General features: G+C 42.3%; 9 protein-coding genes. 4 read left to right on the top strand and 5 right to left on the bottom strand.

Annotated features, from left to right (window positions below):
* Positions 1-7: 7 nt before the first annotated feature.
* From hslV to H5123_RS18730, 3 genes are all read left to right on the top strand, one after another.
* On the top strand, positions 8-532 hold the full coding sequence (gene hslV, locus H5123_RS18740; protein WP_124015338.1) for an ATP-dependent protease subunit HslV: 525 nt from the start codon (positions 8-10) through the stop codon (positions 530-532).
* Between the two features lie 25 nt (positions 533-557).
* Positions 558-1,883, top strand: a complete 1,326-nt coding sequence (hslU, locus tag H5123_RS18735) for an HslU--HslV peptidase ATPase subunit (protein WP_124015339.1) — start codon at positions 558-560, stop codon at positions 1,881-1,883.
* Positions 1,884-2,055: 172 nt separating this feature from the next.
* A complete protein-coding gene (locus H5123_RS18730; protein WP_124015340.1) occupies positions 2,056-2,442 on the top strand; it encodes a gamma-butyrobetaine hydroxylase-like domain-containing protein in 387 nt (128 codons plus the stop codon).
* Between the two features lie 1,431 nt (positions 2,443-3,873).
* Here the strand turns inward: H5123_RS18730 and acnB are convergent.
* Entirely contained in the window at positions 3,874-6,471 is a 2,598-nt protein-coding gene (gene acnB, locus H5123_RS18725) for a bifunctional aconitate hydratase 2/2-methylisocitrate dehydratase (RefSeq protein WP_124015341.1), read from the bottom strand.
* A gap of 402 nt (positions 6,472-6,873) precedes the next feature.
* Here acnB and hxpB point away from each other — a divergent pair, with 402 nt between their 5' ends.
* Positions 6,874-7,566: a hexitol phosphatase HxpB gene (gene hxpB / locus H5123_RS18720; RefSeq protein WP_310736153.1), complete on the top strand. Its 693-nt coding sequence runs from the start codon at positions 6,874-6,876 to the stop codon at positions 7,564-7,566.
* A 391-nt stretch (positions 7,567-7,957) separates the two neighbouring features.
* Here the strand turns inward: hxpB and H5123_RS18715 are convergent, their stop codons facing one another.
* From H5123_RS18715 to aceF, 4 genes are all read right to left on the bottom strand, one after another.
* Positions 7,958-10,222: a patatin-like phospholipase family protein gene (locus tag H5123_RS18715; RefSeq protein WP_182698934.1), complete on the bottom strand. Its 2,265-nt coding sequence runs from the start codon at positions 10,220-10,222 to the stop codon at positions 7,958-7,960.
* Between the two features lie 107 nt (positions 10,223-10,329).
* Positions 10,330-14,793, bottom strand: a complete 4,464-nt coding sequence (locus H5123_RS18710; RefSeq protein WP_182698933.1) for an EAL domain-containing protein — start codon at positions 14,791-14,793, stop codon at positions 10,330-10,332.
* Positions 14,794-15,120: 327 nt separating this feature from the next.
* The gene (gene lpdA, locus H5123_RS18705; RefSeq protein ID WP_124015345.1) at positions 15,121-16,554 is read right to left on the bottom strand and encodes a dihydrolipoyl dehydrogenase; all 1,434 of its coding nucleotides are present in this window, start codon (positions 16,552-16,554) and stop codon (positions 15,121-15,123) included.
* Positions 16,555-16,754: 200 nt separating this feature from the next.
* A complete protein-coding gene (gene aceF, locus H5123_RS18700) occupies positions 16,755-18,752 on the bottom strand; it encodes a dihydrolipoyllysine-residue acetyltransferase (protein ID WP_182698932.1) in 1,998 nt (665 codons plus the stop codon).
* Positions 18,753-18,754 lie beyond the last annotated feature (2 nt).

Genomic DNA, 18,754 nt, shown 5'->3' with positions numbered 1-18,754 from the left:
ATTTACCGTGACTACTATCGTATCCGTTCGCCGCAATAATCAAGTCGTCATCGCTGGTGATGGCCAAGTGTCTCTAGGCAATACCGTGATGAAAGGCAATGCCCGTAAAGTGCGCCGCCTATACCACAATAAAGTACTAGCTGGTTTTGCTGGCGGTACTGCCGATGCATTTACTCTTTTTGAGCGCTTTGAAGCTAAGCTCGAAATGCATCAAGGCCATTTATTAAAGTCTGCTGTCGAATTAGCCAAAGATTGGCGCACCGACAAAATGCTACGTAAACTCGAGGCTATGCTAGTGGTAGCCGATGCTCAAGAATCACTCATTATTACCGGTAATGGTGATGTGGTACAACCTGAGTACGATCTTATTGCTATCGGTTCTGGTGGCAACTATGCCCATGCATCGGCCTTAGCACTACTGCAAAATACCGAGTTAAGTGCAGAAGATATTGCAGAGAAATCACTAACAATTGCAGGTGACATTTGTGTATTCACCAACCAATTCAAAACTATCGAAAAGTTAGACTACTAATTCGAGCGTTAATAAAGGAACAGTTATGTCTGAAATGACTCCACGTGAAATTGTTCACGAACTAGATGCACACATTATTGGCCAACAAAATGCCAAACGCTCGGTAGCCGTTGCACTGCGAAATCGCTGGCGCCGGATGCAGCTTGAGCCTGCATTGCGCCATGAAGTCACGCCAAAGAATATTTTAATGATCGGCCCAACTGGTGTAGGTAAAACAGAAATTGCCCGTCGATTAGCAAAATTGGCTAACGCGCCGTTCATCAAAGTTGAAGCAACAAAATTTACTGAAGTCGGTTATGTCGGTAAAGAAGTGGAACAAATCATCCGTGATTTGACCGATTCTGCCGTTAAAATGACTCGCGAACAGCAGATGAAAAAATGCCGTTATCGTGCCGAAGAGCTTGCCGAAGAACGCATTTTAGATGCGTTATTACCTAAGCCGAAAGATGACTGGGATACCGACAAAAAAGATGACTCCAGCACCCGTCAGGTTTTCCGTAAAAAGCTGCGTGAAGGCTTATTAGACGACAAAGAAATTGAAATCGACATAGCGGCACCTCAAGTAGGTGTTGAGATTATGGCGCCGCCAGGCATGGAAGAAATGACCAACCAGTTGCAGGGGTTATTTCAAAATCTTGGTCAAAGCACCTCTAAGCGCAAAAAGCTTAAAATTAAAGATGCTTACAAGCAGCTCGTTGAAGATGAAGCCGCTAAGCTGGTCAATCAAGAAGACTTGAAAGAGCAAGCGATAGAGCTGGTTGAGCAAAATGGCATTGTGTTTTTAGACGAAATCGACAAAATTTGTAAACGCGGCGAAAGCTCAGGCCCTGATGTGTCTCGTGAAGGTGTGCAACGTGACTTACTGCCATTAGTTGAAGGTTGTACTGTGTCGACTAAGCACGGCATGGTCAAAACAGACCATATTTTGTTTATCGCCTCTGGTGCATTCCAGATGTCTAAACCCTCTGATCTCATTCCAGAGCTTCAAGGCCGTTTACCGATTCGAGTTGAGTTAGATGCCCTAACTGCCGCCGACTTTAAACGTATTTTAACCGAGCCATTTGCGTCACTTACTGAGCAAAGTATTGCCCTAATGAACACTGAAGGTGTCACCATAGAGTTTACTGAGTCCGGTATTGAACGTATTGCTGAAGCCGCATGGCAAGTGAACGAGCGTACTGAAAATATTGGTGCTCGCCGTTTACATACTGTGATGGAAAAGCTGATGGAAGATATCTCCTATGATGCTTCTGAAAAATCAGGTTCCACCTTTGTAATTGATGCTGACTATGTCAATGACCATCTTGATACCTTGGTACAAGATGAAGACTTAAGTCGCTTCATTTTATAATCATTATTTGAATCAAGCGTCCTCCCATTTGATTATGACTGATGGGAGGCTCGTGACCTTTTCTATATGAATAAACATCACGAATGCACTTTTCAACAATAGGATTAACAGCAAAGTCGCGTATGATGATAATCTGCGATTTAGCGTTAATCCTTTTTTTATAGGTATTCCCATGACCCAATCAACGCCGACTGTCACTGGCATTAAACTTAAGCGCCAATCTAAGTTACTCGAAGTGACATTCGATAACGGCCAAACCTACAATATCAGCTGTGAAATGTTACGGGTATTCTCGCCGTCTGCAGAAGTGCAGCGTCATGGTAATCCAATATTGGTTACCCATAAGAAAGCCGTTAATATCAAAGCGCTCGAACCAGTTGGTCATTATGCAGTTAAAATCATCTTTGATGATGGCCACGATACCGGCTTATATTCTTGGCAGGTACTGCATAACTTATGCAGTAATCAAACTGAGCTATGGCAGCAATATCTTGCCAGATTGCGGGCAGAGAATGGCTCACGTGAACCTCTGATTTCGATGAATATTAAGTATTCATAGACTTTGTTTTAACAATGGCCTACGACCACACCAGCTTTTTCAAACTTCGTTTGAATTAACATCGCAAGGTTCCACCTTGCACTGGCCAAAAACTTTTTTAAGATATGGCCTGCGGCCACTAACGTCGTTGCGCTTCGCCCACACCAGACCAACATCACAAGGTTTCACATTGGGTGATAACACATACCAAGTTATCGATGTGTGCGAGTGACGTTTAGCGCAAACACTTCTGCAACACCTTGCAATGTACATCCTTGATAATGTTTACCCGAAAACAAACGAACCCTTACCTTTTGGTATTGGAAAGCTTGTTTTAATTAATACCATGACTGTTATCAATTGCCTGCCGCGGGCCTTAGTGCAAGCACTTCTGTGGTACGCCGCGCTTTTTATATACAAAAAATCCCTGTAAGCTCGGCCATGACGTCCATGTCATGGACGGTCACAGCCGCGCTTACACCCGATATTCCATCTCTTCGATTTAGCCTCATAGGGGATAAAAATCATCTCGTCCGAGTTAATAATTAAACCTTCAAACCGTCATCCCCGAGATCTTTTATCGGGGATCCAGCTTTTTGCTTTTTAGCCATAGTCACAAATAGAGCTAAATCGAAGAGAGCATAATTACAGGTGCAGATAAGTCAGCGACTAATATCCATTTATCTTTCGTATTGGAAAACTTGCTGTAGTTCATACCATGACTGTTATCAATTGCCTGCCGCAGGCCTTAGTGCAAGCACTTCTGTGACACGTTACAAGTACATCCCTGTAAACTCGGCCATGACGTCCATGTCATGGACGGTCACAGCCGCGCTTACACCCGATATTCCATCTCTTCGATTTAACGTTATTTGTAATAAAGTCCGCTTTATTTAGGTGAATTGAATCACCACACTCAAACCGTCATCCCCGAGATCTTTTATCGGGGATACAGCCCTTTGCTTTTGCTTTTGCTTTTTAGCCATCGTCACAAATAGAGGTAAATCGAAGAGATAAAAATTACAGGTGTAGATGAGTCAGCGAGTATCCAAAACATGGATGTTTTGGTTAAGCCCACATGGAAGTGCTTGCGGCGTCTCGCTGGATTATCTGCACGATAGCCTGCGGCAGGCAATTAGTTAAAATGAAGTTTTGAACTGATATTAATGTAATTAATAAGTCGTTTGAAGAGGCTTTAATGTTAACTTGTGTAACGAAATAAGTAAGTAAAATAATTACTTAAAAATAGTCCATAAAATTGTAATTCACTTTAGTATTAAACTCACAGAGTTTGCTTTAAATATTGAAAATAATTCCCAATATTAATCAGTATTACTTTTACTAGATGTCTAATGGTATAAGTCTATTCAATAATAAAAAAAATTCTGCCATCCAAATAAAAATGCCAGCATTTCTGCTGGCATTTTTGATCAATTGTTAACTAGTTTAAGCTTAAACTGCGGCTTGGAAAATCACGCTGTCGGCTTTCTTAGTGTAAGAATCGATTTGGTCGAAGTTCAAGTAACGGTAAGTATCAGCTGCTGTTGCATCTAATTCTTTGGCGTATTCTTGATACTCTTCAACTGAAGGTAAACGACCCAACAATGCTGCTACTGCGGCTAACTCAGCTGATGCTAAGTAAACGTTTGCGCCAGTACCTAAACGGTTAGGGAAGTTACGTGTAGACGTTGATACTACAGTCGCACCTTCTGCAACACGTGCTTGGTTACCCATGCATAGAGAACAACCAGGGATCTCGATGCGAGCACCAACACGACCGAAGATTGAGTAGTAACCTTCTTCCGTTAATTGATCGCGGTCCATCTTAGTCGGTGGTGCAATCCATAAACGAGTTGGTAGCGTGGTAGCAAACTTTTCTAACATCTTACCGGTAGCACGGAAGTGACCGATGTTAGTCATACAAGAACCCACAAACACTTCGTCAATCTTAGTTTGTGCAACGCTTGATAATAATACTGCATCATCAGGATCGTTTGGTGCACAAAGGATTGGCTCTTTGATGTCGTTTAGGTTGATTTCGATAATTTCAGCATATTCTGCATCTTTATCTGCTTCCATCAACTGTGGGTTAGCAATCCATTCTTGCATCGCAGTAATACGACGTTCAATCGTACGACGATCGCCATAACCTTCTGCAATCATCCACTTTAACATTACGATGTTAGAGGTTAGATATTCAATGATTGGCTCTTTGTCTAGCTTAATGCTACAACCTGCCGCTGAACGCTCAGCAGATGCATCAGATAATTCAAATGCTTGTTCAACTTTAAGTTTTTCAAGACCTTCAATTTCTAATACGCGGCCAGAGAAAGCGTTAATTTTGCCTTTCTTCTCAACCGTTAGCAGACCCATTTCAATTGCTTTTAGTGGGATAGCATGAACTAAATCACGTAAGGTAATACCAGGTTGCATTTCGCCTTTAAAGCGCACTAGCACTGATTCAGGCATATCAAGAGGCATAACACCTGTTGCTGCAGCAAATGCTACTAGACCAGAACCTGCTGGGAACGAAATACCAATAGGGAAACGAGTATGTGAATCACCACCAGTACCTACGGTATCGGGTAACAACATACGGTTTAACCAAGAGTGAATAACCCCGTCACCTGGACGTAAAGCAACACCACCACGGTTCATAATGAAATCTGGAAGTGTGTGGTGAGTGGTAACATCAACTGGCTTTGGATAAGCGGCAGTGTGACAGAATGACTGCATGGTTAAATCAGCACTAAAGCCTAAACATGCTAAGTCTTTTAACTCATCACGTGTCATAGGACCGGTAGTGTCTTGTGAACCGACAGAGGTCATCTTAGGTTCGCAGTATTGGCCAGGACGAACGCCTGATACGCCACATGCTTTACCAACCATTTTCTGAGCTAAAGTATAGCCATTGTTAGAAGCGGCGATGTCTTGTGGACGAACAAACACTTTTGATGCTTCAAGTCCTAAGGTTTCACGCGCACGGTCAGTAAGGCCACGACCAATGATCAACGGAATACGACCACCAGCACGAACTTCATCTAACAATACTTCGGTTTTAAGCTCAAATGTAGAGATAACTTCATCAGTGCCGTGACGCTTAACTACACCTTCATAAGGGTAGATATCGATCACATCACCAGTATCCATTTGATCAACGTTTAGTTCGATCGGTAATGCACCCGCATCTTCCATGGTGTTGAAGAAAATTGGCGCAATTTTGTTACCTAAACAGAAGCCACCAGCACGCTTGTTAGGCACATAAGGAATATCATCACCCATAAACCATAACACTGAGTTAGTGGCAGATTTACGTGAAGAACCCGTACCAACCACATCACCAACGTAAACTAAAGGATGACCTTTACCTTTTAACGCTTCGATTTCTTTGATTGGACCCACTACACCTGATTGATCAGGCACAATACCGTCACGGGCATTTTTTAGCATTGCTAATGCGTGTAGTGGAATATCTGGACGAGACCATGCATCTGGCGCAGGAGACAAATCATCAGTGTTGGTTTCACCAGACACTTTAAACACTGTTAAGGTAACTTTGTCAGCCATTTTTGGACGGTTTAAGAACCAATCTGCATTAGCCCAAGCCTCAACAACCTGCTTAGCAAAATCATTACCCGCTTGCATTTTTTCAACAACATCGTGGTATGAATCAAACATCAACAATGTATTTGAAAGTGCGGTAACCGATAGAGGTGCTAATGCTGCATTATCTAGTTGGTCAATTAACGGCTCAATGTTGTAACCGCCTTGCATAGTGCCAAGCAGTTTAACAGCGTGTTCTGCGCTTAAAATAGGAGATGACACAGTGCCTTTAGCGACTGCATCAAGGAAAGCGGCTTTAACATAAGCGGCTTCATCTACTCCTGGTGGAATACGATTTTCGAGCAAGTCGAGGACGAATGCCTCTTCACCTGCTGGAGGTGTTTCAATTAACTTAACCAGTTCAGCCACTTGTTGTGCATCTAATGGCTTAGGGACTACACCCTCTGCAGCACGTTCTGCGACGTGTTTACGATATGCTTCTAGCACGGCAACATTCCTCTTTGTTTGACGCCTAACGGCGAAACTCAGCGTCATTATGATTACGCTGATAATTCCACTGGTTCGGGCTTGAAATCCGACCACCAGTATACTACAGCTTTATAAAAGTATGAATCAGCTCACACTACCAGAGGTATGAAATCAATGCGATTTATCAACCTAAAAATCAATTTAAACCCAAGTTCAATAAATTAAAATTAGACAATAGTTTGAAACAGCTAAAAAAATATTTAAATACATTAGCTTATGCGGTACCCGCTGATTAAACTATATACAAAAAGATATCTTGTTTTTTAAATGAAATATTTTTTAAAAAGTCTATTTTGATTGCGCCATAACAGCATCAAAGCAATAATTAGCGCTTAAGGTTATGCTGTTTATGGAGTCTGAATTGTGTCTACCCAAATAAAAGCCGTTATTTTTGATATGGATGGAATTTTAATTGATTCCGAACCCGCTTGGCAGTTAGCTGAGCAAACTGTGCTGAATAGTTTTGGGCTTAACCTCAGCCTTGAAGACGTGGAGCAAACCACAGGCTTGCGCATTGATCATGTTGTTAGCTATTGGCACCAACGTTTTCCATGGCCAAATTACGACAATACAGCGACGGCGAATACCATAGTTAATGAAGTAGTAAGCCAAATAAACGCACATGGTCAACCCATGTTAGGTGTGATTGAGTCGCTAGAGGCGTGCAAACGTTTAGGGCTTAAAATAGGTTTAGCCACCTCTTCATCGTCATTAATTATCGAAGCAGTGCTGCATAAACTCGCTATAAGTCATTATTTTGATGCTATAGAGTCTGCTGAAAATTTAGACTATGGCAAGCCTCATCCCGAGGTATATTTGAATTGTGCTAAAGGCTTGGACATAGCACCAAGCCAATGTATTGCGATTGAAGATTCATTTAATGGCTTAATTGCTGCCCGTGCTGCCAGCATGCAAACAGTGGCAATTCCTGCGCCTCACACCGCGACACAAACCAAATGGGTTATTGCGCATCATCAATTGGCGCACGCAGGATTATTACCCGCATTGCTTAACAAGGTCGCTGCGCTGCTAGAGCGGACTGCGTCCTGCTAGGTTATAGGTCGCTGCGCTACTAGAGCGGACTGCGTCCTGCTAGGGTCTAGGTCGCTGCGCTACTAGGGCGGACTACGTCCTGCTAGATTCTAGGTCGCTGCGCTGCTAGAGCGGACTACGTCCTGCTAGGGTCTAGATCGCTGCGCTACTAGAGCGGACTACGTCCTGCTAGGTTCTAGATCGCTGCGCTGCTAGAGCAGACTGCGTCCTGCTAGATTCTAGGTCGCTGCGCTGCTAGAGCGGACTACGTCCTGCTAGGGTCTAGATCGCTGCGCTACTAGAGCGGACTGCGTCCTGCTAGGTTCTAGCTTCTAGGCTGTTAGCTTGTATAGCATCTAGCAGCGCAGCGCTCTAGCCTCTAAGTTTTTGGCTTAGATTGAATAATAACTGCTTAAAAGTTTTTGCCGACAAATAAATAAAATGCAGACTGGCCGCTGTCATTAAATCCAAAACCTAATGCCGCGGGTCCCCAATCGGTATCAGTACCTAAATATAAACTACTACCGAAAATCAAATCACCTAAATCGACATCATCGCGATTAAACCATGCATTACCAGCTTCAAGGCTAGTGCCTAAGTACAAAGGCAAATCGGTGATCAGCACATCGCGGCCAAGATCGTACTGGTAAATCACAGCACCAAAGACTTTATGGGCGCCGACCAAGGTATCTTTGCGGAAACCAGATAAGTTTAAGAAACCTCCTAAATCGGCAACATGCAAAGTAAAGTCGCCATCATTCTGGGTGGTTGCCAATTCCATTTTACCCACAATGGCATGATTACCGAGCTTTAATGCGCCTTTCCAATCGGCCTCAAATTGCCAGGCTAAATCATCGCTGTCAGTATTACTGACATTACTTAAGCCTTTATATGACTCATCTCTTAAATAGCTGGTAAAAGTCAGTCTATTGCCTTCTGTTGGGAAACTAATGCTGTTGAGATTATCGTAGGCAACTTTAAAATAGCCGCCGGTTGAATGGAAATTAATTGAATCAACCAAGCCAAATTCACTGGTAACACGGCCATCTTCGGCGATAACACCAAATTCCATAATGCCATCAGAATTAAAGTTATAACCGATACCTAATACAATTTGTGCGACTTTATTCTCGAGTTGAAAATAACGGATATCTTGATCGTACAGATCCCAGTTTTTCATTTCATATTGAAATCTCGCTAAGCTGTAAAATGTTTGATCACGATCTAAGGGTTGATAAAACTCAGTCGCCACGCGCTTTTTAAAGCCAAGTTCTAATTCGTTACGCCACTCACCACCATTTTCAGTTAAGTCAGTCATGGTATACGCCAAACTTAAGGTAATCGCCGAATCTAAGGTGAAATCATCTTCCCAATTAAATCCCGCTTGAAAATAGTTTGGTCCCCATGATTTGGCCTTAGTGGTAATGGTCAGTATTCGCCCTTGATCAACATCTTCAAACTCAGCATCAACACGCTCAAATTTATTCAGTGAGTACACCCGATTTAGAGCAGAATCGAGTTCCTCTTTACTCAGAATAATACCTTCAGTGATCCCTAAACGCTCACGCAGTAATTTCTCGCTGACTTTTGATTGATTATCAAAAGCAATTTTATAAATAGGTTTTTTAAGCGGGTCGTTCCACAGTAAACTTTGTTGTAATTTACTTGCTTGATAGGCTAAGTAATCTTGTTCACTAATGCCAAGAGGTTGTAACTTTACTAATTCTAACTTAGCGGCATCTTCACCTAATTTAAGTGCCAATGGCATAATTGAAAAATCAGTGGTGCTTAAATTATCAATGGCAGGACGAATTAAGATATCGCTCGATGTCAGCAAGGTTTTTTGCCGCGCAGTGCTAGCTTGAGTCAACATAGTTGATAGCTGCTCTAATACAGCAATGGTGCTGTCTAAGTTTTCTTGCTTAGTTAATGGCGAACCGATATCAACAGCAATGATGATGTCTGCGCCCATGGCTTTGACCACATCAATCGGCATATTATTGGCAATGCCACCATCAACCAGTAAGCGGCCATTAATCAATGCTGGTTGCAATGCACCAGGTACCGTTGCCGATGCTTGCATTGCTTGCACAACACTGCCGCTAGATAACACTACGGCTTCACTGGTGGCTAAATCCGTCGCCACTGCTCGATAGGGAATAGCGAGTTCATCAAAATCACCAAACTGCTCAACTAAACCCGTCGAGTGGCGCAATAATTGCGACATACTTTGGCCACGTAACAAACCACTAGGAGAAGTTAAACTGTTATTGTTATAGCCCACTGTGAGTGGAATATTAAACTGATCACGTTGCTGTTTATCACGGTAGCTTAATTTATCGCGCGGAATAGTGTCTGAGTAGCCTTTAGACCATTCTCCACTGAGCATAATTTTTTCAATTTGGTCGGCGTTATAGCCTAATGCATACATGCCAGCAACATAGGCACCAATACTGGTACCCGCAATGTAATCAACAGGAATATGATATTTTTCAAGTACTTTCAATACACCAATATGTGCAGCGCCCTTGGCTCCGCCACCACTGAGCACTAAGCCAATTGTGGGCCTTTCTTTAGGCGCTTTTTTTGCTGCATAGGCAGGTTGCACCGCCAGGCAAAGGCACATACTGCTAGCCAAAAACCATATTAATAAGTTAAGGCGTAAGGTTGATTGCATAAATCATTCCGAAAGTAAGTAAAAACAACGCATTCTAACAACATTTAACCAATAGCCATACAAATGGATAGCCGCTATAGAATGATAGTGGTATCACAGAGAACCCATTAGTGCTCAATGCTCATTTGTTGCTTAATATCTTGTTCAAGATCAGCTTTGGGCATCGGCTTGGCAAAATAATAGCCCTGAATAATATGGCAGCCTCGTTGGACAACTTGTGCAAGTTGCTCAGCGGTTTCAACACCTTCAGCAATGACTTCAAGCGAGAGATTTCGTGCTAATTCAATCACACTGCTTACAATAGCTTGGTCAGCTTGATGGGTGTCAATATGGATTAAAAATGAGCGATCAATTTTCAGAATATTGACTTGGAATGAACGCAAATACGCGAGCGAAGAATAACCGGTGCCAAAATCATCGATCGCAACATCAATGCCTAACTGCTTTAACGCGAGTAAATGTTGGCTGGCAATATCGACTTCTTTCATCAATACACCTTCAGTAATTTCTACCGACAAATATTTTGCAGGCATGCCAGTTTTATGTAATGTCGCGGTTAAAAAGTCGATAAAGTCTGGCTGCCTAAAATGCATTGCCGACACGTTAACCGACACTTTTATTTTACTTTGGTACTGCTGATGCCAACTCGCGCCGTCGAGACAAGCTTGAGTGAGCACCCAGCGATCAATTTCCACTATGAGGCCACAAGATTCGGCTATCCCAATAAACACATCGGGCCGGATCATGCCATCTTTTGGGTGTTTCCAACGGATCAAGGCTTCAACGCCGACAATACTATTATGCTTATTCACATCAATCTGCGGCTGATAATACAGCTCAAACTCATTGCAAAGTATCGCTTGGTGTAAATCAGCTTCTAAGCGTAAATGGTATAAGGCTTCAGCATTTCGCTCAGCGGAATAATATTGAAAATTACCTCGCCCCTCTTCTTTAGCGTGATACATGGCTAAATCAGCATTTTTAATCAAGGTTTCGGGAGTTTGGTCATCATCAGACCACATACTGATGCCTATGCTAGTCGAAATGAAAAATTCCCGACCATATAATTTAAATGGCATTTCTATTTGTTGTAACAGTTGTTTGGCTATGTGGTTGATGGTATCGACGTCTTTGGCATCACGCAGCAAGATAACAAATTCATCGCCACCAAAACGACACAACAAATGTTCTTCAGACAAGCAAGACTGTAACCGACTTGCGGCTTCAACCAATAAGGCATCACCCATACTGTGGCCATAAGAGTCATTCACATGTTTAAATCTGTCCAAATCTAAAAACAACAGTGCTAAGTTTTCATGGTGCTGCTTTGCTGTTTCTATGACTTGTCCCAGACGGCGTGAAAACATCGCCCGATTCGCTAAGCCAGTTAACATGTCATTGTTGGCTAAACGGCGCAGATGGAGTTCGTTATGTTTGCGCTCAGTGATATCTGAAAATACCACCACATAATGTAATGCAGAGCCGCTCACGTTGAACATAGTCGAGATATTTATCCATACCGGACATCGGCTACCATCGTTACAATTAAACTCGCACTCTCCAGTCCAAAAGCCCTCCTTATCAAACACATCATCCATGTCGAAAGGTTCTAGCGTCTCAAACACTAATTTGGCAAACGGTTTTCCGACTAAATCGCTCTTTTGAGCTGCGAGAATTAAATTGGCCGCAGCATTGCTAATTTTGATGTGCTTATCGATATCTAAGATCAGCATACCCTCTGAGGTATTTTCAAACGCTTGAGCTAATAAATTGACCTCACTTTCAAGCGCTCTTTGCTGGGTAATATCGGTATACATACCAGCAACATGTATTAACTTTCCACCACTGTGATCGACATCAGTGGCACGACCTTTAATTCGCAGCCAATGCCATTGCTGATCATATTGATTGTGATAGCGATACTCTATGTCAATCACGTCTGTTGCACATGTGATCAACTCATTCCAGGCTTTGGAAATCTGCTCAATATCATCTTGATGAATGGGAATGTCTTCTAGCTTTATGTCGATATGAGGCTCAGGTCCCAGTACACCACCGCGATTGTCTAATGAAAACATTCGAGTATGCTCATGCCATTGCCATAAATCTGAATCGCTACCTTTTAGAGCCTGGCGTAAGCGATCATCACTTTGCAGTAATGCAGTATTCATTTGTTTAAAGCGGCTAACCTGTCGCTGCCTAAAGATCAATATGGCCAATCCAGTTAGCAATATGATCAGTATTAATGCACCTTTAAATTGTTGTGATCGCCACCAAAACTGCTTTACCGTAAATCGATATTGAAATGGCTCATTCGTCCACACACCATTTTTTTTATACAAGAGTTCAAGCACATATTCCCCAGCACTTAAACCGGTAATATTAATTTGTGACTGCCCTTCCAGTAACACATAATTTCCCGCATCGGAGCCATTCTCAACCAAACGATATTGGATGGTCATGGGTTTATCATCAAGGTAATCCAGTATGGCTATTTGGAAGCTAATTAGGCTCGCACCTGGTTCAACTTGCGATAACTGGCTTGGAATAAGATAAACCGCTGTTTTATCGTCATAAAATACAGATACAGATTCAAGTATCGCCTTATCATTGACCGTTCGCGGCGCTAACTTATCAAGATCGATGAGCATAGCGCCATCAGGGGTACCGACAAAAAAGCCTTTAGCAGGATCATAAAATTTTGCCGACTCATTAAATTCATCGGAAATAAAACCGTCTTTATGACTAAACGAACTGACTTTACCTGTCGCCTTATTTATTTTAATAATGGCACTGGCACAGCCAACAATATGATCGGTTGCAGTATCCTGTAAAAAGTACACCACTTTACAATCTATTTTCCACTGTTGATCCAGTGAGATTATCTTATTAGTTTGCGTATTGTATTGATAAATACCTTGTTGGGATGAACCAAACCAGAGCACACTTGGCGCCACTTGCATAACACTGGTAATCGTTGGAAGAATAGTAAAATTGGCAAATAGATTTAATTTAGAAACATATTCACCCTCTGTGGTTAAATAGCCAAAATGTTTATTTCCAGCTAACCATAGATGATGTTCAGTATCTCTTAATAGGGCACTATAGCGAGCATTAGTCAGTGACTGCTGACCGTCATTGATCTCTTGTAGCGTCAGCTCATCCTTACCATCTTGCCAATAATACAAGCCTTTCGTAGTCGCAAACCAAATGACATCACTAAACAATTTATCACGATAAATATTAATGATTACGCGATCAACCAGCGACGTTTTGCCACCACTCCAATCAGCAAAGCGAGAACTAATATTAGTTAATTTATTGACCACATATAAGCCGCTGGTCGTCGCTAAAACAAGGTGCTGCTCATCCAGGGAACTAATTTTATAAATACTGTCATTAAGTTCAAAACCCTTAGGAATGAGCATAATTGATGTTTGGTCATGGGTATTCACTACTGACAAACCACCATCAGTACCTAACCAGACAGTGTCACCCTCACTGTATATCGACCACACCATTTCATTATCAAGCTGATAAGGCGGCTTTTTAGAATAATCATCAATTAAAAAACTAGGCTTACCGGCAATGACCGCAAGCCCATCTCCAGAGCCACCAATCCATAACAAACCATCGGCATCGACTGCCATATCATGGATGTAATCAATATTTGCACGTTGCTTAAGTTCGTCACGGTATATAATTAACTTATTGTTTTCTTGACTCCAAAAAATCAATCCCGCTCGACTTGAAATCCATAAATCACCGTTAAGATCTTGCTCCATTTGCTCAACATAATAAGGGATCTCTGCTACAGCCTGTACTGTAAGCGATTCAATATTAAGCTTAAAGACTCCTTTTGATGTCAACATCCATACTCGTTGTTGTTTATCTTGAAACAACTTATTAATGGTGCCATTTTTATCAGACCATGGAAATTGCCCAATAAAAGTCCCATCGGCATGATGAAGCTGTACCTCATGATTAGTCGAAAACAAATAATTAGTATTATGTAACTCAAGCGCATTTCGCCAAGGCAAATTGCGATCTAATGTATGGCTTGGGGATAAGGAAAGCTGCTGAGTGATGTCATCAAAATAATAAACCTGCCCTGAAAAGGCCAATATGAGTAAGCGCCCATCAAGCTGACGCTGAGTGGCCGCTACGTGAATACTGTTATTGATATTGGTTGCATCATTATCTTCAGGTCTAAGGATCAAACTAAAGTGATTATCTAAAATACTGTATAAATATAACGAGGAATTAGTGCCAACCAGTAAATGATCTTGACCAGAGTTAACCACAGTAGAAATGAACTCGTCATCCAGAACTGAATCAAAACCGACTTTATCGATGCGTCTAACTTTACTGTTACTCACCCGGTACAGACCTTGCTGAGTCGCCAGCCAAACAAATCCATAATGGTCAAAGCTAATATCTTGAATCGTGGCATTAGCTAAACCATCTTGCGCATTAAAGACTCGCTGAACAATATCTGCGGCATTCACAGGCGCAGCGGCTAACGAACACAGAATCAGACTAACAGCCCCAAAAATTACCGCTCTGATCATAAATTAAGCCTATACCTCAAAAAGATAATATTGATACTCATCGTTATAGCGTCTCCTAAACCGATACAAACTGATATTCTTGTTTAGTCACGCTGTAGATAAAAGAAACAGTATAACTTTCTACATTGAGAGGAAATAATGACATGTACATCTATGCATTATTTTTAACACATTTTGACAACGCTTTATAAACAATATTACTTTTTTATAATTATATGTTTAAAAAAAGTAATATGCTCCGCTAATGCTAGCTTAAAAAATCAAATTACAGGTAAAAAAAAGCACCCCTAAAGAGGAGTGCCTTATGCTGTTCAGTATCAGCTTAGATTACTTCTTTTTCTTAACCGCTTTAGGGTTAGGTAAGTCAGTAATTGAACCTTCATACATTTCAGCTGCTAAGCCTACAGACTCATGCAATGTTGGGTGAGCATGAATCGTTAATGCGATATCTTCAGCATCACAACCCATTTCAATTGCTAGGCCAATTTCACCTAATAATTCACCGCCGTTAGATCCAACAATAGCACCACCGATCACGCGATGAGTCTCTTTGTCGAAAATTAGCTTAGTCATACCTTCACTGCAATCTGAAGCGATTGCACGGCCACTTGCAGCCCAAGGGAAAGTCGCAGTTTCGTAAGCAATACCTTGCTCTTTCGCTTCTTTCTCAGTTAGACCGACCCATGCTACTTCAGGATTAGTATAAGCAATTGATGGGATCACTTTAGGATCGAAGTAGTGCTTCATGCCCGAAATCACTTCCGCAGCAACATGACCTTCATGCACACCTTTATGAGCCAACATAGGTTGACCAACGATATCGCCGATAGCGTAAATATGCGGTACGTTAGTACGTAACTGCTTATCAACGTTAATAAAGCCACGTTCATCAACATTCACACCTGCTTTTTCAGCAGCTAAAGACTTACCATTAGGTGAACGACCAATTGCGACTAAAACAGCATCGTAACGTACAGGTTCTGTCGGCGCATTCTTACCTTCCATTGTCACGTAGATACCATCATCTTTCGCGTCAACTGCGGTCACTTTAGTTTCAAGAATAAGGTTAAACTTCTTCTTAATTTGCTTAGTGAAAACGCGAACTACGTCTTTATCTGCAGCAGGAATAACTTGATCGAACATTTCAACCACGTCAATTTCGCTGCCTAAAGATGAATACACAGTACCCATTTCTAGACCAATAATACCACCACCCATAACAAGCAACTTACCAGGCACTTCTTTCAGTTCAAGTGCGTCAGTTGAGTCCCAAATACGTGGGTCTTCATGTGGAATAAACGGTAATTTAATTGGACGTGAACCTGCTGCAATAATGGCTTGTTCGAACTGAACAACAGTCACAGTGCCATCTTCAGCAGTCACTTCTAAGCTGTTAGGGCCGGTAAATTTACCAAAACCATTAACCACATCAACTTTACGCATTTTAGACATTCCGCCTAAACCGCCGGTTAATTGGCTAATGACTTTATTTTTAAAGCTACGTAATTTGTCTAAATCAATCTTTGGCTCACCAAAAACCACACCATGGTCAGCAACAATTTTGGCTTCTTCAATGACTTTTGCTACGTGCAATAGTGCTTTTGAAGGAATACAACCAACGTTTAGACACACACCACCAAGGGTACTGAAACGCTCAACAATTATGGTGTCTAAGCCTAAGTCAGCAGCACGAAACGCCGCAGAATAACCTGCTGGGCCTGCTCCTAGTACGACTACTTGAGTTTTGATTTCGTTACTCATGATTTCCTCTAATCTTGTTCATTCCGTGTGAAAGACGGATCGGCCCAAATGTCGATGTCGCCAGCTTGAAACTTACGTTTCACGTCCAATTTCCTTTCAATTGCGAACTAAAAAATTGGGATGGGCGCATTTTATACTCAAATCAATTTGTTTGAAACCGATCACAATAAAAAGGTCGCTCATATGAGCGACCTTTATGCTTATAAAATCAATGTACGAATGTCTGAAAGTATCGCAGACAAGGTGACACTAAAGCGTGCAGCCATAGCACCATCAATAACACGATGGTCGTATGAAAGCGATAAAGGCAACATTAATTTAGGTTCAAACTCTTTTCCATTCCACTTTGGTTTAATTTCAGATTTTGATACACCTAAAATGGCCACGTCTGGGTAGTTAACAATCGGCGTAAATGCCGTACCGCCAATGCCACCTAAACTTGAAATGGTAAAACAGCTACCTTGCATATCAGCAGACTTCAACTTGCCGTCACGCGCACGGATAGAAATGTCGGTTAATTCGCGCGACAATTCAACAATGCCTTTCTTATCAACATCACGAACCACAGGAACCATTAAGCCGTTCGGAGTATCAACGGCAACACCAATGTGGAAGTATTTCTTCTGAATAAGTGACTCACCATCACTGCTTAAGCTTGAGTTAAACACTGGGAACTCTGCTAATGCTTTGGCAACCGCTTTCATCATGAACACTAATGGCGTGATCTTGTAATCAGCTTTTTTCTTCGCAGCAAGGTCATTCTGTTGCTTACGGAATGCTTCCATCTCAGTGATATCAGCTTCATCAAACTGAGTAACATGTGGAATCGTAACCCAATTGCGATGTAAGTTAGGACCAGAGATTTTCTGGATACGGCTTAGTGGTATTTCTTCCACTTCACCAAACTTACTGAAATCAACCTTAGGCGCAGCAATCACGTTTAAGCCACCAGCACCACCCGAAACAGATGTTGATGCTGTAGCTTTAGGGCGTGACAACTCGTATTTCACAAACGCTTGCACGTCTTCTTTCAAAATACGCGCTTTACGGCCAGTACCAGACACCTTAGTTAAATCAACACCAAACTCACGCGCTAAGCGACGTACCGCAGGTGAAGCATGCACAACTCCCGTTGATGCTGTCACGCTTGCACTCGGATGATGTGGCACAGGTGGAGTTGATGGGCGGCTTGCAGCCATGGGTGCTGGCGCTGATGCGGCAGGTGCAGACTCAGCAGGAGCTGGAGCTGCTTGTGCTGCTGGCGCTGAGCTAGTCGTTTCAATAGTGGCAATTAAGCTACCTTGAGATACTTTATCGCCCACTTTAACGGTTAACGACACTAATTTACCGGCAAAAGGTGCAGGCACTTCCATGGTCGCTTTATCTGTTTCAAGGGTAATTAAGCCTTGATCAGCAGTGATGTCATCACCCACAGACACTAGCACTTCAATAATATCCACATCACTAGCATCGCCAATGTCAGGGACATGAATTTCTTGTACCTGAGTTGTCGTAGCAGAAGTTGCCGCTTGTGCTGGAGCCGCTTGCTCAACTGGTGCAGCTGCTTGTGGTGCCGGTGCAGAAGGTGCGGCTGCAGAAGCAGAGCCAGCAACTTCTAACATAATCACCAATGAACCTTCAGACACTTTGTCACCAACGGCCACTTTAATCTCTTTAACTACACCCGCTTTTGGCGAAGGTACGTCCATGGTGGCTTTATCAGTTTCTAAGGTAATCAACCCAGTATCAACATCAATGCTATCGCCAACAGCAACTAATACTTCGATAACAGACACATCTGTGTCGCCACCAATATCAGGTACGTTAACTTCAATCACTTCTGCACTGCCAGTACTTGACGCAGCAACTGGCGTCACTGGTGCAGGTGCTGCAGCTTGAGCCACTGGCGCTTCAGCTTTTGGCGCTGGCGCAGCGGCTTCTTCTTTAGCAGGCGCAGCATCGGCTGCGCTCATCATCGCGATTAACGTGCCTTCAGACACGGTATCACCGACAGCAATTTTTAACTCTGCCAAGGTACCAGCAAAAGGTGCTGGAATGTCCATGGTTGCCTTATCGCTTTCAACTGTAATGATTGATGCTTCTTTTTCAAGAAAATCACCCACTGCGGCACAAATTTCAATAACCTGCACTGCATCAGTATCGATATTAGGAACCAAAACTTCCTTTAAATCAGCCATTT

This window comes from Shewanella sp. SR43-4, assembly GCF_014163845.1.
GTDB classification, from domain to species: domain Bacteria; phylum Pseudomonadota; class Gammaproteobacteria; order Enterobacterales; family Shewanellaceae; genus Shewanella; species Shewanella vesiculosa.
Note: the sequence above shows the minus strand (reverse complement) of the source record. Positions and strands in the feature narration are given on the sequence as shown.